At 42.6% G+C, this 25,916-nt stretch carries 25 protein-coding genes and 1 riboswitch; of the genes, 12 read left to right on the top strand and 13 right to left on the bottom strand.

The genetic code is table 11. The features are described from left to right. Positions 1-342: 342 nt before the first annotated feature. Positions 343-552 carry an antitoxin Xre/MbcA/ParS toxin-binding domain-containing protein gene (locus tag FG24_RS03330; protein WP_036300984.1) on the top strand — a complete coding sequence of 70 codons (210 nt, stop codon included), beginning with the start codon at positions 343-345 and terminating at the stop codon, positions 550-552. Between the two features lie 213 nt (positions 553-765). Here the strand turns inward: FG24_RS03330 and FG24_RS03325 are convergent, their stop codons facing one another. From FG24_RS03325 to dapF, 9 genes are all read right to left on the bottom strand, one after another. Then, positions 766-1,407 carry a hypothetical protein gene (locus tag FG24_RS03325; RefSeq protein ID WP_036300981.1) on the bottom strand — a complete coding sequence of 214 codons (642 nt, stop codon included), beginning with the start codon at positions 1,405-1,407 and terminating at the stop codon, positions 766-768. 189 nt (positions 1,408-1,596) lie between these two features. After that, on the bottom strand, positions 1,597-2,481 hold the full coding sequence (locus FG24_RS03320) for a LysR substrate-binding domain-containing protein (RefSeq protein WP_036300978.1): 885 nt from the start codon (positions 2,479-2,481) through the stop codon (positions 1,597-1,599). Between the two features lie 209 nt (positions 2,482-2,690). Next, on the bottom strand, positions 2,691-4,904 hold the full coding sequence (gene katG / locus FG24_RS03315) for a catalase/peroxidase HPI (RefSeq protein WP_036300976.1): 2,214 nt from the start codon (positions 4,902-4,904) through the stop codon (positions 2,691-2,693). A 239-nt stretch (positions 4,905-5,143) separates the two neighbouring features. Further along, the gene (locus FG24_RS03310) at positions 5,144-5,500 is read right to left on the bottom strand and encodes a hypothetical protein (RefSeq protein WP_036300974.1); all 357 of its coding nucleotides are present in this window, start codon (positions 5,498-5,500) and stop codon (positions 5,144-5,146) included. A 454-nt stretch (positions 5,501-5,954) separates the two neighbouring features. After that, the gene (locus FG24_RS03305) at positions 5,955-6,464 is read right to left on the bottom strand and encodes a hypothetical protein (protein WP_036300971.1); all 510 of its coding nucleotides are present in this window, start codon (positions 6,462-6,464) and stop codon (positions 5,955-5,957) included. A 182-nt stretch (positions 6,465-6,646) separates the two neighbouring features. After that, complete coding sequence (locus FG24_RS03300) at positions 6,647-7,228, bottom strand: Fe-Mn family superoxide dismutase (RefSeq protein ID WP_036300968.1); 582 nt, start codon at positions 7,226-7,228, stop codon at positions 6,647-6,649. Between the two features lie 85 nt (positions 7,229-7,313). After that, a complete protein-coding gene (xerC, locus tag FG24_RS03295) occupies positions 7,314-8,195 on the bottom strand; it encodes a tyrosine recombinase XerC (RefSeq protein ID WP_036300966.1) in 882 nt (293 codons plus the stop codon). Between the two features lie 19 nt (positions 8,196-8,214). Next, positions 8,215-8,907: a DUF484 family protein gene (locus FG24_RS03290; protein ID WP_036300964.1), complete on the bottom strand. Its 693-nt coding sequence runs from the start codon at positions 8,905-8,907 to the stop codon at positions 8,215-8,217. A 27-nt stretch (positions 8,908-8,934) separates the two neighbouring features. Continuing rightward, positions 8,935-9,774, bottom strand: coding sequence for a diaminopimelate epimerase (gene dapF, locus FG24_RS03285; RefSeq protein ID WP_036300962.1), 840 nt, complete (start codon positions 9,772-9,774; stop codon positions 8,935-8,937). 338 nt (positions 9,775-10,112) lie between these two features. On the opposite strand from dapF, the gene metK reads away from it, so the two are divergent. The 5 genes from metK to metF all read left to right on the top strand — a co-directional run bounded on the left by metK (position 10,113) and on the right by metF (position 15,567). Continuing rightward, positions 10,113-11,276: a methionine adenosyltransferase gene (gene metK, locus FG24_RS03280; RefSeq protein WP_036300959.1), complete on the top strand. Its 1,164-nt coding sequence runs from the start codon at positions 10,113-10,115 to the stop codon at positions 11,274-11,276. Between the two features lie 176 nt (positions 11,277-11,452). After that, positions 11,453-12,655 (top strand): HD-GYP domain-containing protein, encoded by a 1,203-nt coding sequence (locus FG24_RS03275; RefSeq protein WP_036300948.1) that lies wholly within the window; start codon positions 11,453-11,455, stop codon positions 12,653-12,655. Positions 12,656-12,738: 83 nt separating this feature from the next. Then, positions 12,739-12,819: riboswitch (S-adenosyl-L-homocysteine riboswitch) on the top strand. 88 nt (positions 12,820-12,907) lie between these two features. Continuing rightward, a complete protein-coding gene (gene ahcY, locus FG24_RS03270) occupies positions 12,908-14,317 on the top strand; it encodes an adenosylhomocysteinase (protein ID WP_036300945.1) in 1,410 nt (469 codons plus the stop codon). A 43-nt stretch (positions 14,318-14,360) separates the two neighbouring features. Then, the gene (locus tag FG24_RS03265; RefSeq protein ID WP_036300942.1) at positions 14,361-14,705 is read left to right on the top strand and encodes a phage holin family protein; all 345 of its coding nucleotides are present in this window, start codon (positions 14,361-14,363) and stop codon (positions 14,703-14,705) included. A 19-nt stretch (positions 14,706-14,724) separates the two neighbouring features. Next, on the top strand, positions 14,725-15,567 hold the full coding sequence (gene metF / locus FG24_RS03260) for a methylenetetrahydrofolate reductase [NAD(P)H] (RefSeq protein WP_036300932.1): 843 nt from the start codon (positions 14,725-14,727) through the stop codon (positions 15,565-15,567). 126 nt (positions 15,568-15,693) lie between these two features. Here metF and FG24_RS03255 read toward each other — a convergent pair whose 3' ends face one another. The 3 genes from FG24_RS03255 to FG24_RS03245 all read right to left on the bottom strand — a co-directional run bounded on the left by FG24_RS03255 (position 15,694) and on the right by FG24_RS03245 (position 18,545). Beyond that, the gene (locus tag FG24_RS03255; RefSeq protein ID WP_036300930.1) at positions 15,694-16,167 is read right to left on the bottom strand and encodes a DUF494 domain-containing protein; all 474 of its coding nucleotides are present in this window, start codon (positions 16,165-16,167) and stop codon (positions 15,694-15,696) included. A 65-nt stretch (positions 16,168-16,232) separates the two neighbouring features. Next, positions 16,233-17,369, bottom strand: coding sequence for a DNA-processing protein DprA (dprA, locus tag FG24_RS03250; RefSeq protein ID WP_036300929.1), 1,137 nt, complete (start codon positions 17,367-17,369; stop codon positions 16,233-16,235). Positions 17,370-17,375: 6 nt separating this feature from the next. Beyond that, positions 17,376-18,545, bottom strand: coding sequence for a LysM peptidoglycan-binding domain-containing protein (locus tag FG24_RS03245; protein WP_036300928.1), 1,170 nt, complete (start codon positions 18,543-18,545; stop codon positions 17,376-17,378). Between the two features lie 181 nt (positions 18,546-18,726). Here FG24_RS03245 and def point away from each other — a divergent pair, with 181 nt between their 5' ends. The 3 genes from def (at position 18,727) to htpX (ending at position 21,150) form a co-directional block, all read left to right on the top strand. Then, a complete protein-coding gene (gene def, locus FG24_RS03240) occupies positions 18,727-19,227 on the top strand; it encodes a peptide deformylase (protein ID WP_019896944.1) in 501 nt (166 codons plus the stop codon). 20 nt (positions 19,228-19,247) lie between these two features. Then, the gene (gene fmt / locus FG24_RS03235) at positions 19,248-20,207 is read left to right on the top strand and encodes a methionyl-tRNA formyltransferase (RefSeq protein ID WP_036300926.1); all 960 of its coding nucleotides are present in this window, start codon (positions 19,248-19,250) and stop codon (positions 20,205-20,207) included. Between the two features lie 79 nt (positions 20,208-20,286). Continuing rightward, on the top strand, positions 20,287-21,150 hold the full coding sequence (htpX, locus tag FG24_RS03230) for a zinc metalloprotease HtpX (RefSeq protein WP_036300925.1): 864 nt from the start codon (positions 20,287-20,289) through the stop codon (positions 21,148-21,150). 151 nt (positions 21,151-21,301) lie between these two features. Here htpX and FG24_RS12485 read toward each other — a convergent pair whose 3' ends face one another. Further along, positions 21,302-21,775, bottom strand: a complete 474-nt coding sequence (locus tag FG24_RS12485; RefSeq protein WP_081880927.1) for a hypothetical protein — start codon at positions 21,773-21,775, stop codon at positions 21,302-21,304. 135 nt (positions 21,776-21,910) lie between these two features. Here FG24_RS12485 and rsmB point away from each other — a divergent pair, with 135 nt between their 5' ends. The 3 genes from rsmB to FG24_RS03210 are packed head-to-tail and all read left to right on the top strand — an operon-like array spanning position 21,911 to position 25,900. After that, positions 21,911-23,215, top strand: coding sequence for a 16S rRNA (cytosine(967)-C(5))-methyltransferase RsmB (gene rsmB / locus FG24_RS03220; protein ID WP_036300921.1), 1,305 nt, complete (start codon positions 21,911-21,913; stop codon positions 23,213-23,215). Then, entirely contained in the window at positions 23,193-23,762 is a 570-nt protein-coding gene (locus FG24_RS03215; RefSeq protein WP_036300920.1) for a DUF4390 domain-containing protein, read from the top strand. The genes rsmB and FG24_RS03215 overlap by 23 nt, the downstream gene beginning before the upstream one ends. Next, positions 23,759-25,900: a sensor histidine kinase gene (locus FG24_RS03210; RefSeq protein WP_036300918.1), complete on the top strand. Its 2,142-nt coding sequence runs from the start codon at positions 23,759-23,761 to the stop codon at positions 25,898-25,900. Before FG24_RS03215 ends, FG24_RS03210 begins: the two co-directional genes overlap by 4 nt. Positions 25,901-25,916: the final 16 nt, after the last annotated feature.

Genomic DNA, 25,916 nt, shown 5'->3' with positions numbered 1-25,916 from the left:
CGGCGCTACGTTTTTTCACTCGCATTGACGTAGCTTTATGCAAACAACAATACCACTTTATCAAAATATGTAAATATTTATTTAGCTCTAAACAGCACGAAGCGACCATTGAAATTAGAGTTTAAAGATTTCCTTTGTTGGAAAAGGCTTCATAGCTTCTTCATGGAGTGATTTACGTTTAAATTGAATGGTCAAATGTAATTCCTTGATGCCAGCTAGAAATTTTTACAGAGGCATGTAAACAGGTATAATAACCTTTGTCATAAGCTTTGCGTCCCGCAACCGGTCTGTAGAGTCGGAGAATGCCGTGTAAGGCTTATGCCTCTCTTTTGGAGTTTGCTCATGACGACCAAATCTGTGATCTCACCTCATCTTGCCGAAATTCATGCTTTGGCAGTCGAAACTTTCGGTACAAAATCAAAAGCCGAGAATTGGCTTAGTGGATTCCATACACTTTTAAATAACACGCCTATTGCTGCAACTGAAACAGCTTCAGGAGCTATTGAAGTCAAGAAAATACTTATTGCGATAAGTCACGGCAGTGTGGTTTGATCTATTAAAAATAGCGATTGCAGCTTATGCGTAAAGCTATGGCGCAATTAGTACCTTATGAGGTAGTTTAGTTGCAGTTAATGCTGTGAGTGAGTATTCCAGTGAAAAGAGCCACCTAAAATTATTTCAAAGGAGCCACTAACAACTATCTCAACTAAGCCAATTGATTGTTGGTCTGCAAAGGGGGACATAGCAGTCATTTAATATTTGAGATTAAAAAAGAAATTGAAGCTTCATTGGATTTAACTTAGGATAGTTTTTGTTTTTCTTCACTCCAGACAAAGGAAAAAACGATTTATCAATTTTATCAACTCCGTCAAAAATAGATGGCTGAAGCCGAACATGTAACAAGGCGCGATTGACTCTGTTATTTAAAGTACTGCGGGTAATGTTAAAGAATGTACTGAGATCAGTTTTGTCTTGATTAAAATGATCAAAACTAATGACATAAGCTTTAGCTTCAGAATAACTATCGGCCAGTAATTGTTCGATTTCACGATTACTTTCTTCAAAAAGTGCGCACTGCAATGGGTCACTGGTTTCTTTTGCAGGTAGCTCATTAATCCATGAAGATCCATCCGCATTCTCTAATTCTTGATCAATCCTGTGAGCATGCTTGAGTTTATAGTCTATCCTTTTAACAAACTTAAAATAAAGCCTTTTACACAACCAGTCTTTATCTGTAAAAGAAAGATAATCGAAATCACATTCGTATTTAACTTCAAAATCCGATATGGCGATGATTACTTCAGACTCTAATTCTTCTAGAGTGATTTCACCCTTAGATTGTCGAGCAATACGTTTTAAATCAGGATTAATTAGAAATAAAAAGTCATTAATAAAGAATGGATTCATAGATTATATTTATATGACCATTATCAAGCGTAGAATTACTGAATAGTTCTTAAAAAGGAGGTTTATTAGCTTTCATCATTTGGCTTTCAAATTCGGCTTTGAATTGATAAATGCGGATTTTGGCGTTATGTAGTCAAATCAGACTTATCTTAACTTTTCAAAATCATTAATAAATAAAATATTAAATTCTTAAAATTCATCTTGTACAGGCATGTAAGAAAGGTTTGATGCAACACTCTCGAATAACTCTTTTCTTGGGTTATTCTTTTTCCAAAAAAGACCAATAGTCCTAAAAGGATTCGATTTGATGGGTATGTATTTAATATCACTTTCACCTGGATAAATAGAAACACTTGGCATTAACGTAATACCGATACCACTTTTAACCATCACTCTTAACGTTTCTAAGCTTGCTGCACGAAAGTCATCTGCATAATGATGAGAAGCTGAACATAATTTAAGCATTTGTGAGCGTAAGCAATGACCCTCATCTAATAATAGTAGATTCTCATTGATCAATTCATCTATATCAATTTCGTTTTTATCTGCGAAGGGATGCCTGTCAGAGACAGCGACATAAAATGGATCATCAAATAGCGCAATACCTTCCAACCGATCGTCATCTACTGGCATTGCTAAAAATGCGACGTCAACCCTTGATGAGACCAGCATGTCGATTAAGATATCTGTTTTCTCTTCAATTAAAGTGAGTTTCATACCCTCATACAACTGCTTTAATCTAAACACGTACTCTGGGAATACGTAATTTGCAAGCGTTGGGAACGCACCCATAATGATCTTGTTGTCGTTAATACTAGAAGCTTGTTTGGCAATCAGTTTAATGGTTTCAGCATCTTTGGTTATTTTTCGAGCAATATCGACGATCTGTGAACCAACAGATGTCATATTCACGTTTTGTGAATCTCGATTAAATATTTGTACATTTAATAAATCTTCTAACTTCTTAATCTGATTACTTAGCGTAGGTTGGCTTATTGCGCACTGGTTTGCCGCTTTGCTAAAGTTCCGTTGATCCGCTACCGCAACTAAGTAGTGTAAATCTCTCAAATTCATTTTTTAAATCCAATATTTCTATAACAGTTAAGCTTATCTATGTAAGTTATGATGGTAACTCATGAATATAGTGCTATTTGTATCATCTATAGCTTTATTCATATAATCAATAAAGCATTTTTTGATAAGTCAATTCAATATAACAAAGAAAAAGGCGGCATATGAATTACGCCGCCTTCCCAAACTAAAGAGGGCTTACTAAAAGGTAATTAAAAGCGGTCAGCTTCCATTACTTTTACCCATGCCTTAGTAAAGTCTTGCACAAATTTAGTTTGACTGTTGTTCGAGCCATACACTTCTGCAACAGCACGTAGCTCAGATTGTGATCCAAAAATTAAATCAACAGGTGTAGCTGTCCATTTAATTTTTTTGGTCGTGCGATCAAAACCTTCATACAGACCTTCGGTACTGGCTTTTTTCCACTCGGTTGACATATCAAGTAAATTAACAAAGAAATCGTTACTTAATGTACCTGGTCTTTGCGTAAATACACCATGTTTTAAACCATTTGCATTGGCGTCAAGAACACGAAGTCCTCCCAACAATACAGTCATTTCAGGAATAGTTAAGTTTAGCAACGTAGCTTTATCAACTAATGCATCTGTTGGTGACAAGTAATTCTGAGTTGTGTAGTAATTCCTAAACGCATCAGCTTTTGGCTCTAAAAAGCTAAATGAATGAACATCTGTTTGAGCAGCAGTTGCATCCATACGACCTGGTTTAAATGGAACCGTAATTGTCATCCCTGCTTTCTTAGCTGCATCTTCTACCGCTGCATTACCTGCTAGAACAATCACATCGGCAAAAGAAACTTTTTTTCCGCCTTTTAGTTGCGCATTAAAAGACTTCTGAACATCTTCAAGTTTTGCTAATACTTTTGCTAGCTCTTTAGGATTATTAACATTCCAGTCTTTTTGTGGGGCAAGTCTTACTCTCGCGCCATTAGCACCACCGCGCATATCAGTACCACGGAAAGTAGATGCTGAAGCCCATGCAGTTCTAACGAGTTCTGGACCAGTTAAACCCGTTGCTAAAATCGCTGTTTTTAAGCTACTGATGTCTTTGGCATCAATGACAGCATGATTTAACTCAGGAATCGGATCTTGCCAAATGAGTGTTTCTTTTGGCACTTCGCTACCTAAATAACGCACGCTTGGACCCATATCACGATGGGTTAACTTAAACCATGCTTTTGCAAATGCAAGTTGATACTCTTCTGGATTATCTTTAAAGCGTTTAGCGATTTTACTGTAGCTTGGATCAAATTTTAGAGATAAGTCAGTAGTAAACATAATAGGTGCATGACGTTTACCTGCAACATGCGCATCTGGCACTGCTTTCAGATCTTCGGCATTTTTTGGAACCCATTGAATTGCTCCAGCTGGACTTTTAGTTTGTACCCAATCAAAGTTGAAGAGGTTGTCCAAATACTGTGTTGTCCATGCCGTCGGATTGAATGTCCAAGCACCTTCAAGACCACTTGTAACAGTGTCTTCGCTATGACCTTTACCGCATTTATTTTTCCAACCAAAGCCTTGCTCTTCAATTCCTGCAGCAGCTGGCTCTTTACCAACACATTCTTCAGGTTTGTGTGCGCCGTGCGCTTTACCAAATGTGTGACCTCCAGCAATTAACGCAACCGTTTCTTCATCATTCATTGCCATACGCGCAAACGTATCACGAATATCTTTAGCGGCTAATAGTGGGTCTGGATTGCCGTTTGGGCCTTCTGGATTAACGTAAATCAAACCCATTTGCACCGCAGCTAATGGCTTAGCAAGCTCTCTGTCGCCAGAATATCTTTTATCTGCTAAAAACTCTTTTTCTGGACCCCAATTGACAATTTCAGCTTCCCAGTCATCGACACGACCGCCAGCAAAACCAAAGGTCTTAAAGCCCATCGACTCAAGTGCTACGTTTCCAGTAAGCGTCATCAAGTCACCCCAAGACAAACTATCACCGTACTTTTGTTTTACAGGCCATAGTAATCTACGTGCTTTGTCTAAGTTTACGTTATCAGGCCAACTGTTAAGTGCCTCAAATCGCTGTTGACCACCTGCTGAACCACCACGACCATCGAATACGCGATACACACCAGCACTATGCCAAGCCATACGGATAAAGAATGGTGCATAAGTACCATAATCTGCAGGCCACCAGGCTTGTGATGTCTTCATGACTTTTTCAATGTCTTTTTTAACTTCTTTAATATCTAACTTTAAAAATGCTTCACTGTATTTAAAGTTATTATCTAAGGGATTGTTTTCAGCGCCATTTTGACGTAATGGGCGCAAATCAAGTTGCTCTGGCCACCAGAACTGATTATTAGCATCTTTCATCGCATACGCAGGTGTTGTCGTCAGTGACGAGGCCACTGCAATAGCAATTGTTGACATCAAGAATGTTTTTTTTAGTTTATTCATTTCTTCTCCTTTAACTTTGCCACTAAGGCATTTTAAATTTTAAACGCTGGTTAGATCTCTAAATTCATGACTAACTCTGAACTAAAAAAGACCACAAATTGGGATTAGCAACCTGTGGCCATATTTTGTATGCATTTATTTATATCGACATGAGTGGTGTCATCTAGTTATAGCTACTTGAAATCATGTATAAATACATGCTAAAAACACCACTCAAATATCATTAAATTGCTTAATGCCTAGTAAGCAGTAGGTGTTTTTTGTAAACTTGATTGAAGGTTTTTTGTTTGTTTACCTGCATATACATTTTGACTTGCAATGCTGTCGATAAAGCTGTTTTTAGCTACATTTGGATTAGAAGAACGATTTAAGTCAACTTCTGTTACACGTTCAAATTTGGCTAAAATTGTATTTGCACCAATCGCAAGTGATTTATCTACACTTAATGGCTCATTAGATTTAACTTCTGTTACACGCTCGAATTTAGCTAAGATGGTATTTGCGCCAATTGCTAAGTTGCTGTCAGCAGTAACTGGACCTGCAAATGCTGATGTTGATAAACCTGCTAATACTGCTGCTGCGATAATTGATTTCATTTTAAAGCTCCTGTTTGTTTGTTAAAAAATAGCTCTCTGCTATGGATGCTATTAAACAGGCGTGGCTTAACTGTGTGAAATTGCTAGTCTGAATGATCAGATAGATAAACTGAATAGAACTTTGAAAAGTAAAAATAACATTAGGAGTTTTTTTGATTTAGTGACAAGCATTTAGTTATGTTGCATTGCTATGTCCGCTTTGCGGATTTTGCAGTCGTTAACAAATAAAAATAGTGGCTTATGTAAAATAATTTTAGATGGCGCATTCGCGTTGTAATCTGTGGTGCATATCCTGCAATATTTGGTGGCACCTGTTAGCAAGAATACTCACTGTTAGGGCCGTACATAAATCCTTGATTTATATAAAAACGAGAATGCTGCTTTTGAGCTAGCCCACACATGATCTGACAGATAGCATATTTTTGGAGTGCTTGTCAGGTGAGCTGGTGACTTTTTATATGTCTGCGTTGAAGTTAAATTTTGGATTTATGGCCCAAAGACCTTCTTTGGTTGAATCTGGTGAGTGATGCCTTTCAATAACGCCATCTCGACATAAATTTTTTAATCTATTGCCAATACTGCCTCTAATTTGTGCATTGGAAATTTGTTCGGCATCATAATGAAAGTGCCTAGCTATTACGAAATCAACAATAGTTGATTTTGATACAGGCGATGTTTTTCCGTAAAGTCTGATACAAGTTAGTATGGATTTTGTGAGTTCACCATGTGGAATTTTTAGGCGGTAATAATTTGATGATATTGGCTTGATCAGACCAATATCAATCTGTATATCATGCAATTGTAGCGTGGTATCAATTGCGTTCAATTTGATTTCTAGATCTTTAAGTTCATCAATTAATGATTGAGCTTGTTTTAGGGATCGCCTAGTTTTTTCAACTTCTCCAGAAATGCGCGCACGTTTATCAATTAACCAATTAAGGGAGGGTGGAATTCTGTTTGACATAACAGTATTCCACCATATTAATTGGGTCTGCTAAAGTGCAACTGGGGAATCAAGGCGTAGTCAATAAAAAAGCCTTAGTGTTTCCACTAAGGCTTTTTTAGATTATATAGTTGATTGGACTTAAATTTAACTAGTCATTTAACAAGCTAAATATTAGCTATGTAATCCGCTGGAAAATTGCATTAAGCAAAGTTTGCTGATGCGAAATCCCAGTTAGCTAAAGAAGCTAGGAATACTTCTACGAATTTAGCGCGTGCGTTACGGTAGTCGATGTAGTATGCGTGTTCCCATACGTCAATCGTTAGCAATGCTGTGTCGCCTGTCGTCAATGGAGTGCCTGCAGCGCCCATGTTCACGATATCTACAGAGCCGTCTGCTTTTTTAACTAACCATGTCCAGCCAGAGCCGAAGTTGCCAACTGCAGAAGCTTGGAATGCTTTTTTGAATTCGTCGAATGAACCCCATTTTGCATTGATTGCATCAGCCAATGCACCAGCAGGAGCGCCGCCGCCATTTGGTTTCATGCCATTCCAGAAGAATGTATGGTTCCAGATTTGCGCTGAGTTGTTGTAAATGCCGCCTGAAGATTTTTTGATGATTTCTTCAAGGCTTAAGTTTTCAAACTCGGTACCTTTGATTAGGTTGTTCAAGTTTGTCACGTAAGTTTGGTGATGTTTGCCGTAGTGATATTCGATAGTTTCCACTGAGATATGTGGTACTAGCGCATCTTTTGCATATGGTAAAGCTGGTAGTTGATGTTCCATGATCGTCCCTTGTTCTTAAGTTATAGTCTAAACCGTTATTTTGCCATAATAACACTGTAAATTAGTAGGGTATTGTCGAAATTGACTATTTTTTCTTGGCTCTAGGGTGGGCGTTGTCGTAGATTTTAGCGAGGTGCTGAAAGTCTAAATGCGTGTATACCTGAGTAGTGCTAATGTTGGCGTGACCTAACATTTCCTGCACTGCGCGCAAATCTTGGCTTGATTGTAATACATGACTGGCGAAGCTATGGCGGAGTAGATGCGGGTGCATATTAGAGTTCACGCCTTGTTTAATCGCCCATGATTTGACTCTGTATTGTACGGCGCGGGGTGTTATTCGGCGGCCTTGTTGGGTGATAAATACTGCTTGTGCATCTTTTTCATCTATCGTGATCAGTGCACGTGATTGTAGCCACTTTTGCATGGATGCTGCGGCATGGCTCCCTAACGGAATGATGCGTGTTTTATTACCTTTGCCGGTGACCTCTATCGTCCCCTCGCTAAAGTCTAAGCTATTGATGTTTAGATTAACCAGTTCGGCAAGGCGTAATCCTGACGAGTAAAACAATTCCAGAATGGCGTGATCTCGAATATCTAAAACACTGTCGCCTTTAATATCAACAAATTTAACAGCTTGGTCCACAGATAGTGCTTGCGGTAAAGTTTTAGCGGCTTTGGGCGCACGTAACCCAACAACTGGGTTTTGTGTAAATCCATGGTGATGGATTAAATAATCATAAAACCCTCTCCACGCAGAGAGCGCACGCGCAATGCTTTTACTACTTAAGTCTCGTGCATGCATTTTGGCAATAAAGCGCCTGACTTGTGCATGATTAAGTTCGTTTAGACTGGTACCCTCAGCGAGAGATTCTAAAAGAAGAATGTCACGTGTGTAATTTTTACAGGTGAGCTGGCTGAGGCCGCGTTCAAAAGTGAGGTGCTGAATATATTGATCTAAGTGAAGCACGGTTGAATGCAGTTAACGCTTATAAGTTTAAGGCAAATAAGTGATTAAGCAGCGTGGCTGCGACAAGCTCACCAATGTGTTCTAGGTAAAGCGTTCCCATGCCAGCCTTGAAGCGATCTTTGTCTTCTGCACCTAGGATAAGTACACCAAACGGGCGCTGGTCGGCTGCTTTTTTGCCTAATGGGATAATGGCAAATGATTGCAATTTGCTATCAAGCAAGTCACCAAGTATTTCAGGTTTAGTGCCGCAGTAAGGTTGGGTTAAAGACATTACCCATTCGTTAAATGCTTCGCTAACATGAGTAAATGTCGGGTCCTGTACAATCGCACTGTTACTTGGCTTAACCCAGATGCGGATTAGTGATTCGGTCACGGCGAAATCAAGTTTTAAGGTTTCTGCAATGAGATGTTGCGATGCAGTGTAGCTTTGTTGATTCAGTAACTTGACACTAAACTGATGCACTTTTGCACTAGTAGCATCATTCTCTTCGGCATGCACAATCATCTGTGCCATCATCGCTTCAATCACACGAATTTTATCGCGCTGCGCTAATTGCTGGCGTTCTGTCAGCGAGATGACACCATTACCGTGAGGGTTTGGCAATGTAATCTCAGTGAGTAATGTGGCATTCTTTTCAAAAAAGTTTGGATGATTGCGCAGGTAATCTTTCACTTGTTCCGCAGAAGTTGTCTCATGTAGATTGCTTGTCATTGTCGGACTTTCTTTAAGTAGTATTAATTAGATAGCGTCTAAATCTATTTCGCCTGTAAATACAGTGACGGCAGGGCCGGTCATCATCACTGGTGCATCTGCACCTTGCCACGCAATGCTCAGCTCACCGCCACGGGCAGATACGCTAACGGGAGAGGTTAAGTGGCCCAGTTGCATACCCGCTACAGCAGCGGCACAAGCGCCCGTGCCACATGCGAGGGTTTCACCAGAGCCGCGCTCAAACACTCTTAATTTAATATGATGCTCATCAATGATTTGCATAAAACCCACATTGACACGTTCAGGGAAGCGCGGGTGGTGCTCAATCGTGCTTCCTAAAGGTAATACAGGTGCCGTTTCTACATCATCAACAACCAATACCGCGTGTGGATTGCCCATGGATACTGCAGAAATGTCTAGTGCCTGATTGTTCACTTCAAGTGTATAGCTATTTGCCACAGACTCTGCAACAAAAGGGATTGTATTCGGGTTAAATCTTGGCGCACCCATGTTCACAGTGACTAGGCCATGTTCTTCTAGTTTAGGGGTGATAATGCCACTGGCGGTTTCAACGCTTATTTCATGTTGATTGGTCAGGCCTTGATCAACCACAAATCGCACAAAGCAGCGAGCACCGTTTCCACATTGTGAAACTTCGCTGCCATCTGCGTTAAAAATACGGTATTTAAAATCCGCAATCATTGAAGACTCAACCAGCAAAAGCTGATCAAACCCAATACCAAATTGGCGGTGTGCTAGTTTTTTAATCATATCGGTAGCAAGCGCAACCGATTGTGTGACGCCATCGATGACCATGAAGTCATTGCCAGCGCCTTGCATTTTTGTAAATTTAATTATGTTAGCCATGTGTTTATTGTAATAAGAATGTATATCTAGAGGTGAAAAATTAGCAGTTTTTATTAAGTCTAGTCAGCATTGAGGTTTGATTTTGTATTAATTTAATTGATCAGATTTCTAGGTATTTTGAGTTGCTTTGGCTGTAATTCAGCATGTGAGTTAAGTTAGGAGCATCAAGTTTAATGAAGCAATTGTTTTTATAGGCGTCACCAACACATTGGTAATGTATTGATAATAAGTAATTTTTTTTCATGCGAATACTAATTCAGGTACAATTCACCTCCCTTAATACTTGCTTCAGCCTTTAGTAAGTATCTTATAAACCTTTTTCTTTCCAAGGCAGATGAATGAACGAATATCTTTTTACTTCAGAATCAGTATCTGAAGGCCATCCTGACAAAGTAGCAGACCAGATTTCCGATGCGATAGTCGATGCTATTTTAGCCCAAGACAACCACTCCCGTATTGCAGCAGAAACTTTATGCAATACTGGCCTAGTAGTGTTAGCCGGTGAAATCACCACCAATGCGAATGTTGATTACATTCAAGTAGCACGCGATACGATTAAACGTATTGGCTACGACAACACAGAGTACGGCATTGATTACAAAGGTTGTGCAGTATTAGTCGCGTATGACAAGCAAAGCCCAGATATTGCTCAAGGCGTGAATAAAGCCTACGACGACAGTCTAGATCAAGGTGCTGGTGACCAAGGTTTGATGTTTGGCTATGCGGTTGATGAAACGCCGCAATTGATGCCACTACCAATCTGGTTGTCACATCGCATTATGGAGCGCCAAGCACAATTGCGTAAAGATGGTCGTTTGCCATGGTTGCGTCCTGATGCTAAATCACAAGTAACTGTGCAATATGTAGATGGTAAGCCATACAAAATCGACACGGTATTAGTATCGACTCAGCATGCGCCAGAAATGTCACTGGAGTCTATCCGTGAAGCGGTGATTGAAGACATCATTAAGCCTATGCTGCCTCAAGAGCTCATCAAAGGCGAGATTAAGTTCTTAGTCAACCCAACAGGTCGCTTTGTTGTGGGTGGCCCGCAAGGCGATTGCGGTTTAACCGGTCGTAAAATCATTGTAGACACCTATGGTGGTGCTGCCCCTCACGGCGGCGGTGCATTCTCAGGTAAAGACCCTTCTAAAGTAGACCGTAGCGCTGCCTATGCAGGTCGCTATGTTGCTAAGAACATCGTTGCTGCCGGTTTGGCGTCACGTTGTCTAGTGCAAGTAAGTTATGCCATTGGTGTGGCGAAGCCAACCAGTGTTATGGTGGAGACTTATGGTACTGGTAAGGTATCCAACGAAGTGTTGACTCAGTTGGTGCTGGACCATTTTGACTTGCGTCCCAAAGGCATTGTGAAGATGCTTGATTTGTTGCGTCCGATCTACACGAAGACAGCCGCTTATGGCCATTTTGGCCGTGATGAGCCTGAGTTTACGTGGGAAGCGACAGACAAAGCCGCTGCATTGCGAGCTGCTGCTGGATTTTAACTGGCTGTTGGTTTTTTGAATCACTGAAAAAAGCCCTGTCATGCATCAAGCATGGTGGGGCTTTTATCTAGGTGATGACAGCCTCTTTACCTTTTGTTTAAAACTTAATCAGTGGCCGCTATCTTAAAGTACTTAATTTACTCTAGTGATGTGGCTTTACTATACGGCAGTCAAGCATGTTAAAAATCGTTTCTACAAAACAAGTGCGTTTGGGTATGTTTATTCATGAGCTTAAAGGGCCGTGGATAGACCATCCTTTTTGGAAAAGGGCATTTAAGTTAGAAGATTTCGCAGATTTGAAGAAGTTGCAAACTAGCGTTGTTAAAGAGGTTGTTATTGACACCTCTAAAGGTTTGGATGTCATTCAGATTGAAGATGATGTTCAGGATGTGGATCCTGTTGTTGCGTTGCCAGCGGATGATAAGCTACCTAAAGTTAAGCAAGTTACTTCAGCAGAAGAACGCAGTAAGGCCAAACAAGTCATTTCTGCTTCAAAAAAAGCCGTTACCTCCATGTTTAATGATGCTCGTATGGGTAAAGCAATTAAAGCTGAAGCCGCGATGCAGTTTGTCAATGATATTGCAGATTCGATAGCACGTAATCAAGGAGCACTCATCAGTCTAGCTAGGCTCAAGACAAAAGATGACTATACCTATATGCATTCAGTGGCCGTCTGTGCGCTGATGGTGGCGCTGGCTAAAGAATTGGGCATGTCGGAGCAGGAGGTTAAGCAAGCTGGATTGGCTGGCCTGCTACACGACATTGGTAAAGCGGCCATTCCTATGGATGTCCTGAATAAGCCAGGTGCGCTGACCGAGGATGAGTTTGCTTTAGTCAAGTTGCATCCTGAACGTGGGCATGAGTTATTAATGCAGGCACATATTACCGACTCTGTGGCATTGGATGTGTGTTTGCATCACCATGAAAAAGTGGATGGCATGGGCTATCCGCATCGCTTGCAAGGGGATGCGATTAGCTTGTTTGCGAAAATGGGTGCAGTATGTGACGTCTATGACGCGGTCACCTCCAATCGGCCTTATAAAGATGGCTGGGAGCCCGGTGTCTCGTTGCAGCGCATGTCGCAGTGGGCGGGACATTTTGATGACGTTGTGTTTAAAGCATTCGTTAAAAGCGTCGGTATTTATCCTATCGGGTCTATGGTCAAATTAAAGTCAGGGCGCTTGGCGGTGGTGGTTGATCAAAGTCCAAAGTCTTTATTAAAACCTATCGTCAAAGTGTTTTTTTCCACAAAATCTAACACAAGGCTCATGGTCGAAACTCTAGATTTATCTAGAGGCGGCGTAAACGACGAAATTGTTGGACATGAAGACCCTGTGCTTTGGGGTGTGCATGATGTCGATAAGTTGTGGGCAGAGTAAGTTGGTGATAGTAATTTAGATATAAAACAAAAGCTTGGCATGCTGTATTTGTGCTAAAGGCAATATCAAGTATAATAAACCCTACTTCTGAGGGGCGTTGCGAGGCGTGTTAATCATACAGGCTCCCAGGCTCAGAAAAATGCAGTAAACGACGCTCACCAATATTAACCGTGCCGGGCACGGGATATGGGTGAGATAGATGTATCTTCAATAAACACCCCTTCCCCCCGGTCACACATTCAAGGAAAACATATGAATACTGTGACTGAATTTAAAGATTACGTAATTGCCGATATTAATTTAGCGACTTTTGGTCGCAAAGAAATTGCGATTGCTGAAACAGAAATGCCAGGTTTGATGGCGATTCGTGAAGAGTTTGCTAAAGCACAACCACTTAAAGGTGCTCGTATTACGGGTAGCTTACACATGACGATTCAAACAGCGGTGCTGATTGAAACCTTAAAAGACCTAGGTGCGGATGTACGTTGGGCATCTTGTAATATTTACTCTACTCAAGATCACGCCGCAGCAGCGATTGCTGCAGGTGGCACACCAGTGTTTGCAATTAAAGGTGAAACGCTGACTGAGTATTGGGATTACACGCATCGTATTTTTGAGTGGACTGACGGCGGTTACAGCAACATGATTCTGGATGACGGCGGCGATGCAACGTTGCTGTTACATCTTGGTACGCGCGCAGAAAAAGATTTATCAGTGATTGCAAACCCTACGTCAGAAGAAGAAACGTGTTTGTTTGCTGCGATTAAAGATAAGCTGGCGACAGACCCAACATGGTACTCAACACGTTTAGCACAAATTAAAGGTGTGACTGAAGAAACAACTACTGGTGTACATCGTTTGTATCAAATGCATAAAGAGGGTAAGTTGGCTTTCCCTGCCATTAACGTGAACGACTCTGTGACTAAATCAAAATTTGATAACTTATATGGCTGTCGTGAGTCTTTGGTAGACGCAATCAAACGCGCTACGGATGTGATGATCGCTGGTAAGATTGCAATCGTTGCTGGTTATGGCGATGTGGGTAAGGGCTCTGCACAAGCATTGCGTGCGTTATCAGCCCAAGTTTGGGTAACTGAAATTGACCCAATTTGTGCATTGCAAGCAGCGATGGAAGGTTACCGCGTGGTAACGATGGATTACGCAGCAGAGCATGGCGACATTTTCGTGACGGCGACTGGTAACTATCATGTGATTACACATGACCACATGGCGAAAATGAAAGATCAAGCAATTGTTTGTAACATTGGTCACTTTGATAATGAAATTGATGTTGCTTCACTTGAAAAATACGAGTGGGATGAAATTAAGCCACAAGTTGACCATGTGATTTTCCCGGATGGTAAAAAGATCATTCTGTTGGCACAAGGCCGTTTGGTTAACTTGGGTTGTGGTACAGGTCACCCAAGCTATGTGATGAGCTCTTCATTTGCCAATCAAACGATTGCACAAATCGAGTTGTTTACGCAAACAAGTAAATACCCAGTAGGCGTATATACTTTACCTAAACATCTAGATGAAAAAGTAGCTGTATTACAATTGAAAAAGCTGAATGCACAATTGTCGACACTCACCGATGAGCAAGCGGCTTATATCGGTGTGCAAAAACAAGGTCCATTTAAGCCCGACACTTATCGTTATTAATAAAAACTGCTTAGTAGCTTAAGCATATATAAGGAGCTGCCACATGAAGCTGTTATTGGTTTGGATATTAAATGCATTAGCCTTATTAGCTGTCGCATATTTGTTGCCCAATATTCATGTGGCAAGTTTTTTGACTGCCTTGCTGGCGGCCTTCGTGATAGGGTTAGTCAATGTTCTGATTAGACCATTGCTCGTCATATTAACCTTGCCGATTACTGTCCTAACATTAGGGCTATTTATTTTAGTGATCAATGGGGTCTTGTTCTATCTTGTAGGACAATGGCTGCAAGGTTTTCATGTTGATACCTTAGGGGCAGGCATCTTAGGCGCTGTACTTTATAGTGTGCTGTCATGGCTACTGACTGCAATATTGATTGATGATAAATAATTACTAAAAAGAAATAGAAATGAAACCGACTGCTAAAAAGTTCGACCTTAGTTTTGAGTTTTTTCCACCTAAAACAACAGAGGGTATGGATAAACTGCGTGAAGCACGTGCCAAGTTAGCGAAATTTAATCCAGAATTTTTTTCCGTCACCTTTGGTGCTGGTGGTTCTACGCGAGATAGAACTATGGATACAGTGCTAGAAATTCAGCGTGAAGGATTTCAGTCCGCACCGCATATTTCCTGCATATCATCTAGCAAGTCAGAAATTCGTGATTTGTTGCTAGCTTATCAGGCACAAGGCATTAAGCGCTTAGTTGCTTTAAGGGGCGATATCCCATCGGGTGAAGTAAGTGCTGGTGATTTTAAATACGCTTCGGAGTTGGTCGCATTTATTCGCGAAGAAACTGGCGATCACTTTAGTATTGAAGTGGCGGCGTACCCAGAGTTTCATCCTGAGGCGCGTACACCAGCGGCTGACTTGTTAAATTTGAAGCGAAAAGTGGATGCGGGTGCTAACTCAGCGATTACGCAGTATTTCTATAATGCGGATGCTTATTTCCGCTTTGTTGATCAATGTGACGCATTAGGCATCAATGTACCTATCGTGCCTGGCATTATGCCGATATATAACATCACGCAGTTAGCGCGCTTCTCTAGTGTTTGCGGTGCTGAAATCCCACGTTGGCTAAAAATGCGCTTGGAAGAGTATGGAGATGATATGGTATCGTTGCGTGCTTTTGGTGTTGATGTGGTCAGTGAATTGTGTGAAACCTTGTTAGCTTGGGGAGTGCCGAGTTTGCATTTCTATACATTGAACCAATCAAATATCATTAGTAATATCATTGAGAATGTTCAAGACTAGAGCATCTTGCAAGACTAAAACAGCTTATTAGGTGGCCGAGCTTGATTAAAGATTGCACTCATCTTGTTATTTAAGATTGTCCATGATGAGTGCTTAATCTTTGAGTCTAAGTTAATGGTATTTGCGTTAATGTAATGTCGGTTTTTGCTCGCTGAGCAACACATCTTCAATAAACAAATATTCTTTTGTTTTATCTGGGCCAGATTTGCTAGCGCCCCATGTCGTCATCAGTACAATCCAGCGCATTTCTTCGATGCCAATCGTGGCTTGCGGTAGATTCATTGCGAGCTCTAATACTAGTTCTCGTTGTGATGTATTCAGTATCTTGGCTTGTACTAGAAATAAAATAAAGCCGATACTTTCACCTGAAATTTTCTTAAGTTCTATTTCCGTGAACACCCGGCTATTGGCTGCATCTGCCATTTGAAATAGCTCAGGCTTGCCGGTCATGGATTCTAGCTGATTGAACCAATCGCAAGCGCCATTAATGTCTTCTTCGTCAAAACCTGCAGCAAACAACTCTCTTGTTAAAGTGTTGTTGTCAGGTCTAAATTGCGTATCAATGTAGTTTTCGAACATGTAAACCAAGGCTTCAAACATAATTATTATCCTTTTTAAATGATTAACTTAAATGAAATGGTTTAACTGAAATTTGAAATTAAAAACTACATAATTTTTTGATATTGTCCTCCTGATAGACTGGTCACTTTCCCTTCAAGCTCTAGTAACATTAGCATGGATGAAACTTCGGCTACCGTCAAGCCTGTTAACGTAACTAGGCGCTCTAAAGGCGCTGGGTCAAAGCCCATAGTATCGAGTAATAATCGTTCTGATGAGTTTGTAGAGGCGTTATCAGTTTTCTGGTGTTCAGGCGTGTGGTCTGCTGGTGTGGCTGATAAAGAGGTGTTGATCTGAGTGTGGATTTTCAACTCTTCAGTAATGTCTTGTAAGCAATCCACTAGCTTTGCACCCTGTTTAATCAGCTGATGGCAGCCTTTAGACATAGGGGAATGAATCGAGCCTGGCATTGCAAAAATTTCTCTGCCTTGCTCTGCTGCCATGCGTGCGGTGATTTGAGAGCCGCTTTGAATGTTCGCCTCTACTACCAAGCAGCCTAGGCTTAGACCGCTAATAATGCGGTTTCTTTTTGGAAAATTCTGCGGTTTAGATGGCGTGCCTAATGCAAATTCAGACACAATCAAGCCGTGTTCAACAATTTCGTGTGCGAGTTCTCGATGTTTTGCTGGATATACGATATCTAGCCCAGTCCCTACTACCGCGATTGTTGCACCATTTGCTTTAAGTGCCCCTCGGTGTGCGGCACCGTCAATGCCTAATGCAAGTCCACTGACAATACAAAGGCCATGGTGGCATAAGTCATACGCAAATGCTTCTGCGTTCTTTTCACCTTGTACGGATGCATTGCGGCTACCAACGATGGCGATACTGGGTTGATTCAGTAGCGCTAAATTTCCTTTTGCGTATAAATAGGGCGGCGGATCACTGATTTCCAGTAAGGATTGCGGATACTCAATGTCCGCCAGTGTGACGAGATGATTGTTAGGAGATGATAGCCATTGTGCAAGATCGTCGAAACGCTCTTGGTCAAAGCCCTTATTAATCAGGCTGGCAATGTTTGCAGAAACAACTTCTTTTAGTTGTGAAAGGCTTGCAGCATAGACGTTAGCTGGGCTGCCAAAAGCTTTGAGCAAGTTACAGTAGGTCTGGGAGCCTACACCAGAAATGCTGCCCAGACTCACCCATAGCGATTTTTCCGCAATCTCTTCGCGATTAATCGTCATGCCTAACTATGGGTTATGTATAGAATCTAGTGTGTTAATCGGCTCATTTGCTTGCATGACTAATCCGTAAGAGATTCGGTCAAACACGCGGAAAACCATCATTAAGCCTACGCGCTCATCTGGCAGTTTAATGTAGCCTGGTTCGAGCGTTATTGCTGTGCTTTCTTTTTTCTCTTTTTCAAAGTTGACAATAGCTTTGCCATCTTCTCCGCTGGAGACATCAAAATTAAGCTCTTTTAGTTTTGGCTTGGCATTTGCTTCGGCTTTCGATACTTTTTCTTTATCTGCTTTTGTTGGCTCAGGGTCTTTGATGATTCGACCGTAGCGGCTGATTGCCAACACATGTCCAACCTCGACACCATCTTGTGAACCACGGTTAATGGAAACGATACTTTCTGGACCAGCCTCAGCTAGGCCGCCATAAATTTTAAGCAAACGGCCATTAATCTGTGTCTCTGGCGCACGAGGGGTAAAGTTGGTAATCACTTCGTCACCACTTGGTACCAGTCTGTCTTTTACGAAAATTTCTTCTTTAGCTTTCACTACCTCTGCTGTGGCAGGCTTACCAAACTTTTTAACTCTGAGGTCGCCTAAGTAAGTGGCTTCAACACCCAACACTTCTTTACTGTCCGGGTCGATTAATGAGTCTCCTGGGCGATAAATGAACCAATTGAGGTCAGAGTCCTCTTCAATCTCATTAATATAGATGCGTGTGCCTGTGCTTAACACGACACGATTGTCCGGTCCGGCAATGATTCTTGGCGACTCGGCCAGTTGGTCTTTTTCTATAATCAGAGGTTGGCTTAAAAACGGTGTGATGACGTTGAGCGGTATGGTTGAAATAGCCGCTTGATCAAGTGGCTCAACAACAACACCAGGCTCTAATGTGATGGTTTGGCGTAAAAGTTTGAGTTGCGGTTGCCCGCTACTTAAATCTAGTACGATGACATCGCCAGGGTAAATTAAATGGGGGTTTTTAATTTGGCTACGGTTTAATTGCCAAACTTTTGGCCACAACCATGGGTCTTTAAGAAAGCGGGCTGATATCCACCATAAGGTGTCACCTTTGACAACAACGTGGCGGTCCGGATGGCCTTCTTTTAGTGCAATTACCTGTGCATTTAGATTGAAGCTTAAGCAACAAAACATGAGCAGCGTTATAATATTGCGAAACATATGTTAATGACCTCGGTCAAAAGTGCATTTAAAGACATGCGATGGTGTGTAAAATGCGCTACGCATACCGTGAATTTACGTTAAATTTATCACGTAATTCATTAAAGAATCAAGCTTTTATAGAAAAAGCTCTGGATTTGAGTTTTTTCGAATTTTTGAATATGAATATTAAAGAGTTTTTATGGCAATTTTAGATATCCTGAATTATCCTGACCCTCGATTGCATACGGTGGCTAAGCCAGTGAAAGAGGTAAATGCGACTGTGCGCCGACTAATCGATGATATGGCTGAAACGATGTATGCCGCGCCTGGTATCGGGTTGGCTGCAACGCAGGTTAATCAGCATATTCAGTTGCTGCTAGTGGATACTAGTGAAACCAAAGACCAGCTACAAGTGTTTATTAATCCCAAAATACTGGAGCGTGATGGTGAGCAAGTATATGAAGAGGGGTGTTTGTCGGTGCCTGGCATCTATGAGAGTGTCACGCGTGCAGAAAAAATCTTAGTTGAAGCTTTGGATAAAGATGGCAAGAAATTTACTTTAGAAGCGCATGGTTTGTTAAGTGTGTGTATTCAACATGAGATGGACCATCTGCTTGGTAAGGTGTTTGTGGAGTACTTATCCCCACTTAAGCGCAACAGAATTAAAAATAAAATGCTCAAGCAACATCGCGGCAAATAGATCAATCAAAGGTTAATGCGTTGAAAATTATTTTTGCGGGGACTCCCGAATTTGCAGTGCCTGCTTTGGCCGCACTGATTGCGGCTGGGCATGAGATTGTCATGGTGTTAACACAGCCAGACCGTCCAGCGGGTCGTGGTATGAAGCTAAAAGCGAGCCCCGTTAAGGTGCTGGCAGAGCAGCATCAATTATTTGTGTTTCAGCCGCAAACATTAAAGGATGAAGCTGTTCAAGCGAGAATTGCGCAAACGAATGCGGATGTGATGATTGTTGCTGCGTATGGGTTAATTATCCCAACGGTTGTGTTGCGTATGCCAAAACATGGCTGTTATAACATTCATGCTTCATTGCTGCCGCGCTGGCGTGGCGCTGCACCTATACATCGTTCGATATTGGCTGGCGATGCCGAAACTGGCGTGACAATCATGGAGGTTGTGCCTGCGTTAGACGCTGGGGCCATGGTGAGCAAAGGGGTTGTGCCGATTACTGAAACGGATACTACGCAGGGCCTGCATGATGCATTGGCAGCTATTGGAGCGAGTTTGATGGTAGATGCGATGCATGTATTAACCCAAACCGGGCATTTAGCCAGTACGCCGCAAGATGAAGCTTTAGTGACCTATGCACATAAGTTAGAGAAAGCGGAATCTGCGATTGACTGGCGAAAAAGTGCGGTTGAGATATCAAGGCAAGTGCGTGCGTTTAATCCATTTCCGGTGGCACAGAGTGTTTTGCGCGGTGAGGTTTGTCGTATCTGGATGGCGACCACAGCCCCTGAAGTGATTAGTGCCGAGCGCTTGCTTAATGCGATCCCTGGTGAGGTGCTAGATGTGCATGATGGGGTTTTAGTCGCATGCGGCGAAGGTGTGCTACGCATTGCTGAGCTTCAGGCCCCTGGCGGTAAGCGTTTAAGTGCTCAAGTGTTTATACAAGGGCATGCATTAAAAGCGGGCGACCGATTTACAAGTGCCCTCGATTGACAAGTCCCTAAGGAGGGTTGAACTTTTGAGGGGTGTCACCACTTTATGTAACATGAGTGCATAAAATGAGGATGAAAACATGCTAGGAAATTGGTTAAAAACAGCGGTCTTAATGGCAGCTATTGTTGCCTTGTTCGGTATGGTTGGTGCGGCCATAGGCGGCGCTGGCGGTATGATGATTGCGTTGTTACTTGCCGGCGCGATGAATATCTATGCGTACTGGTTCTCAGATAAAGCCGTGCTGAAGATGTATGGTGCGCAGGAGGTGACTGCGGATAATCTGCAGTTTCGTCATTATTATCAAATGGTGCGGCAGTTAGCAGAAAATGCACAGCTGCCGATGCCTAAAGTCTATGTGATTAATGAGTCGCAGCCCAATGCTTTTGCTACTGGACGTAACCCAGAAAATGCTGCTGTGGCGGCGACGGCCGGTATTATGCAGATTTTGAGCGAAAGAGAGTTGCGTGGTGTGATGGCGCATGAGCTTGCGCATGTGAAGAACCGAGATACTTTAATTTCAACAATCTCAGCAACTGTAGCTGGTGCAATTGCTTCTATTGCCCAGTTTGGCATGCTATTAGGCGGAGGCCGCGATAACAGTGGAGAGCGTAGTGTGAATCCAGTGGTTGGAATATTGGTAATGCTACTAGCACCACTGGCTGCATCGTTGATTCAGATGGCTATTTCGCGCGCACGTGAGTTTGAGGCAGATAAAGCCGGTGCAGAGATTAGTGGTGACCCAAAAGCGTTGGCAAGTGCATTGGAGAAAATTCACCATTATGCACATCAGGTGACAAACCAAACGGCAGAGGCTCACCCTGAAACTGCGCAGATGATGATTATTAATCCATTGTCGGGTATATCGTTTGATCGTCTATTTAGTACGCACCCCAGAACTGAAGAGCGTGTGGCAAGGCTGATGGCAATGACAAGCCGTTACTAACGCTCACTTGGGCCATTTGATTGGCTAGTTATTTTGAGCGTGTCAGTAGGTTTAAGATTGTCAGCCATCGCAGGCTGACATTAAGTGCATTAATATTAACCGACATTTAACGGAAGCCGGAAACACGAGTTCTGACTTCCGTTAATCTCAATTAGTCTCTGTCTTTATCTTTACCCTTGCCTCTGCCGTGGCGATTGTCGTGCCTATGATCATGTCTGTCTCTGCCGCCTCTGTCGTAACCATAATCATCATAGTCGCCGTGTCCATGGCGGCGCTCACGATACCTCGGTGCGAAATCATCGCGATACCAGCGGTCTTGAACGAAGTAAACTTGGCGACCGCAGGCGTTGTATCGGTTGCAGTAACGTCTCCAATTTTTATAATGTCCTGGTGGAACGCGTAGATACATAGGCTCATACACATCTACGTGGCGATGCACAATGATGGGTTCTCTGTAGATTACTCGCGGTTGCGGATATGGGTAGTCACCAATATCAATCTGTCCGTAAAATCCAGGTTGACCTACGCTGATGGATACTCCAACATCAGCTGCAAAGGCGGTGCTTGCGGAGGCAAGCATGAATCCGGCAATCAGAAAGTGCTTTAAAATATTAGTTTTGTTCATGAATCGCTCCTTGTGTATCGAAAACATATAACGCACGAGCCACCCCGTGAGATGACAACATATTAATAGCTTAACCCTAATTGAGTGGATATCAAGTAAAATCAGTGTTTTAGCAATTATGAATAGAAACTAATTTTGTATATTTCTCAACAAATCGCTGCCGATGCTGTCCATCAAGTATTTTCTGGTCGTAATCTTACTACTGCATTACCTGCGGCGTTGGCTCTCTTCCCTAATGCTACGCCGCAACAAAAAGGTGCCGCGGCTGATTTAAGTTACGGTACCTTACGTTTCTATGGGGAAATCGATGCTTATTTGAGAGCGTTGCTGGAAAAGCCACTGGTTGATGAGCGTATCCATGCTTTATTGTTGGTAGCGATTTATCAGTTAACGCATGATAAAGCCGATGCCTTTACGGTGGTGAATCAAGCCGTGCATGCGGTTAGCCAGCTGAAGAGACCGCCAGTCAAAGCTTGGGCAAAAGGCTTGGTGAATGCAATTTTACGTAACTTTTTACGACAAAAAGAGCAGTTGGCGGCCAAGTTCAAGGCGAATGAAGTCGCGAATTACTCTTACCCGCAATGGTGGGTTAATAAATTGCGAACTCAGTATCCTGACGATTGGCAGGGGATGTTAACGGTAGGCAATCAGCATCCACCCATGAGTTTGCGTGTGAATGTGCAAAAGATTAGTGCTGTGGACTATTTACAATTATTAGCGCGCAGTGAAATTGATGCGGTGCAGGTTGGTGCGCAGGCGGTCGTGTTGACTAAGCCTATTGCTGTAGAAAAAATACCGGGTTTTACTGATGGCGTTGTCTCCGTGCAGGACTATGGTGCGCAATTAGCTGCGCATTTGATTGATGTTCAGGATGGAATGCGTGTGTTGGATGCGTGCTGTGCGCCAGGCGGAAAGACCGGACATATTTTAGAGTTGGCGAATGTGCAGATGACGGCTTTAGATAGCGATGAGGCTCGTTTGCAAAGGGTGCAGAGCAATTTGGCACGACTTGATTTAAAAGCGAATCTGCTAGTTGGCGATGCTGCCGCAACGGATTGGCATGACGGGTTGCCTTTTGATAGAATTCTTGCAGATGTGCCATGTACCGCCTCTGGTATCGTCAGGCGTCACGTTGACATCAAATGGCTAAGGCGAGAGGCTGACATTGCATCCTTTGCTGCTCAACAGGCTAAAATTTTGCCAACGTTATGGCAGATGTTGGCAAAGGGTGGTAAATTGCTTTACGTTACTTGCTCTGTTTTTAAAGAAGAAAATCAAGGTCAAATTGATCAGTTCTTGCAGAAAAATGCAGACGCGGTCCAATTGCCAATTGAACATATGCTTGATACTACGCACCAAAATGTTACACATATGCAAGGTCAGCTCCTTCCTTCTAACTCACATGATGGTTTCTTTTATGCATTGCTGCAAAAAAATTAAGGTCATTTTTTGCATCGTCGCGTTGGTGTTGTTTTCAGGTTCAGTGTTTGCTGAGGGCAGTAGTTTGCGTCTTAGAAGTGCAAATTTAACGGTTTATGAAGATGACTATTTACTGAATGCTGATACGGAAATCAACTTTGGTTCTGAAATAGAGAAGGCGATTCTTAAAGGATTCGTGTTTAATTTCTTGATTGAATTTCAGTTACTGACACCTAAAAAGTACTGGTTTGATGACGAGGTTGTCACGATTGTGCAGCAAGTCAGCTTGAGTTATCACGCACTTACTCGCCAATATATTGTGATGCGTAATGATCAGCAGCGCGCCTATGCTACTTTAGACGAGGCTGTTGAAGATTTGTCGATTATTCAGGATATGAAGGTTTTTCAAGAGTCTGATGTTGATCGGGGCGAGCGTTATAAAGCGGTTTTGTTAATGCGCTTAGATCAGAAAAAACTACCTAAAGCGTTGCAAATAGAAGGAATGACTTCAAGCGAATGGAAAATCAGTTCGCAACGTTTTGAGTGGACGCCTAATTTATTCAAATGAAATACATTGTATTTACTAGTGCATTATTAGGAGGCTTGCTACTGTACTTGCTGTCAAATGCAAGTGCTAATACGGCGGCCTCAGGCGAACACTATACGCTGTTAGTTGCGTTAAATATTGCCTTGGCGGTATTGCTGGTTGTATTGATTGGTGTTCAGCTGTTTAGTTTGTACCGTAATATCCGTCAGCGTGTGATGGGGAGTCGCTTTACGCTTAGGCTGTTAGGGTCGTTTGCACTAATGGCGATTATTCCTGGCCTGATTGTGTATCTGGTGTCTGTTAATTTTCTAACGCGATCGATAGAGTCATGGTTTAACGTCAAAGTGGAATCCGCACTAGAGGGTGGGCTGAACCTCGGGCAAACCGCGCTGGAAATTATGCTGGCTGATGTGAAGGAAAAGGGCGAAAGTATGGCGACTAGCCTAGCGTTCCAGCCTGCTAATACGCATTTTTCCATGCTTAACGATTTGCGCGAGAAGAGCGGGGTTCAGGACGCAGCATTGTTTACCCCGCAAGGCGGAATTCTGGCGGTATCAAGCGGCGACGCTAGCAGTTTCTTGCCTGATTTGCCGAGCGTGACACAACTAAGGCAGGCGCGCCAGCGTATCTACGGCAACATTGAGCCAATTAATGGTAAAGGTTTGTATCTGCGTGTGTTGATTCCAGTCAGTGTGCAGGATATTTCGGGTGAGATGCGTATTTTGCAGTTGTTGCAGCCAGTGCCGAAGTCCCTAGCAACAACGGCTGAGGCTGTGCAAGATGTGTATCAAGATTATCAACAGTTATCTTATAGTCGAACGGCGTTAAGAGAAGTGTTTGCACTGACGTTGACCTTAGTGATGATGCTGGCGATGTTCACCGCCGTGGCGATTGCCTTTGTGTTGAGTCGCCGATTATCTGCACCACTTACGGTGTTGGCAGAGGGCACTAAGGCAATTGCTAGTGGAGATTACAGCACCATGTTGCCCGCACATGGTAAAGATGAGCTAGGTGTGCTGGTGCAGTCATTTAATAGCATGACGCAGCAATTAGGTGATGCAACGAAAGCGGCTGATAGAAACCGCGCCCGCGTTGAGGCTGCTCGAGGTTATTTAGAAACGATTCTGGCACATTTGTCTTCGGGTGTTCTGGCGCTCAATGAGCGGAGTGAGTTACGTACGTTTAATGAAGCGACCGTCAATATACTGGGTGTTTCTCTCGAAAGCTATGTTGGGTTCACGCCAGAGAAAATCATAGAAAAGCAGCCCAACCTAGCAAACTTTTTCCAGACCATTGCGGATAGTATTCAGCAGGAAAACCCGCAGAAGAGCGCGCAAAAAGAAGAAGTGCAAGCACAGATAGAGTTAGCGACTGCGCACGGTAAAAAAATCATTACATTGCGAGGAACGCGTCTGCCAGATGGTGGCTATGTGGCTGTGTTTGATGATGCTACCGCAATGGTTCAAGCGCAACGCGATGCGGCATGGGGTGAAGTGGCGCGCCGATTAGCACACGAAATTAAGAACCCTCTTACGCCGATTCAGTTGTCTGCGGAGCGGATGGCACACAAGCTACACAATAAATTAGAAGAGGCAGATGCTGAGATTTTGCAGCGCTCTACTGAAACGATTGTGAACCAAGTGGATGCACTGAAGAAAATGGTGAATGAGTTTAGCGAGTATGCGCGCTCACCAACACCTCATCTGGAAAACCTAGACCTTAATGCATTAATTCGAGAGATTGTTTCTTTTTATGATGTGCCAAAAATAAATGTGAAGTTAGTGCTTACAAACAAAGCTGGCCTGATTAAGGGGGATAGCACGATGTTGCGACAAGTGCTACATAACCTCATGCAGAATGCGCAGGATGCGTTATCTGCTGCATCGACACCACTGATTCAGATTACAACCTCTGTGGATGACGGTATGTTGGTATTAACCGTGCAAGATAATGGCGGCGGCTTTCCGGCTGAGATGATGTTGCACGTGTTTGAACCTTACATGACCACCAAGCCGCACGGTACGGGCCTGGGCTTGGCGATTGTTAAAAAAATTATCGAGGAACATAAGGGAAATATTAAAATTGAAAATGTATTATCTGACGAAGCAAATAGCGCCGGTGCTATCATTACGATTAGCATCCCACTATTACTCAATTAAACAACACACTGATTAA

Origin of the sequence: Methylotenera sp. L2L1 (assembly GCF_000744605.1) — a bacterium.
Classification (GTDB): domain Bacteria; phylum Pseudomonadota; class Gammaproteobacteria; order Burkholderiales; family Methylophilaceae; genus Methylotenera.
The sequence above is the reverse complement of the archived record's forward strand: the minus strand, read 5'-3'. Positions and strand labels throughout refer to the sequence as shown.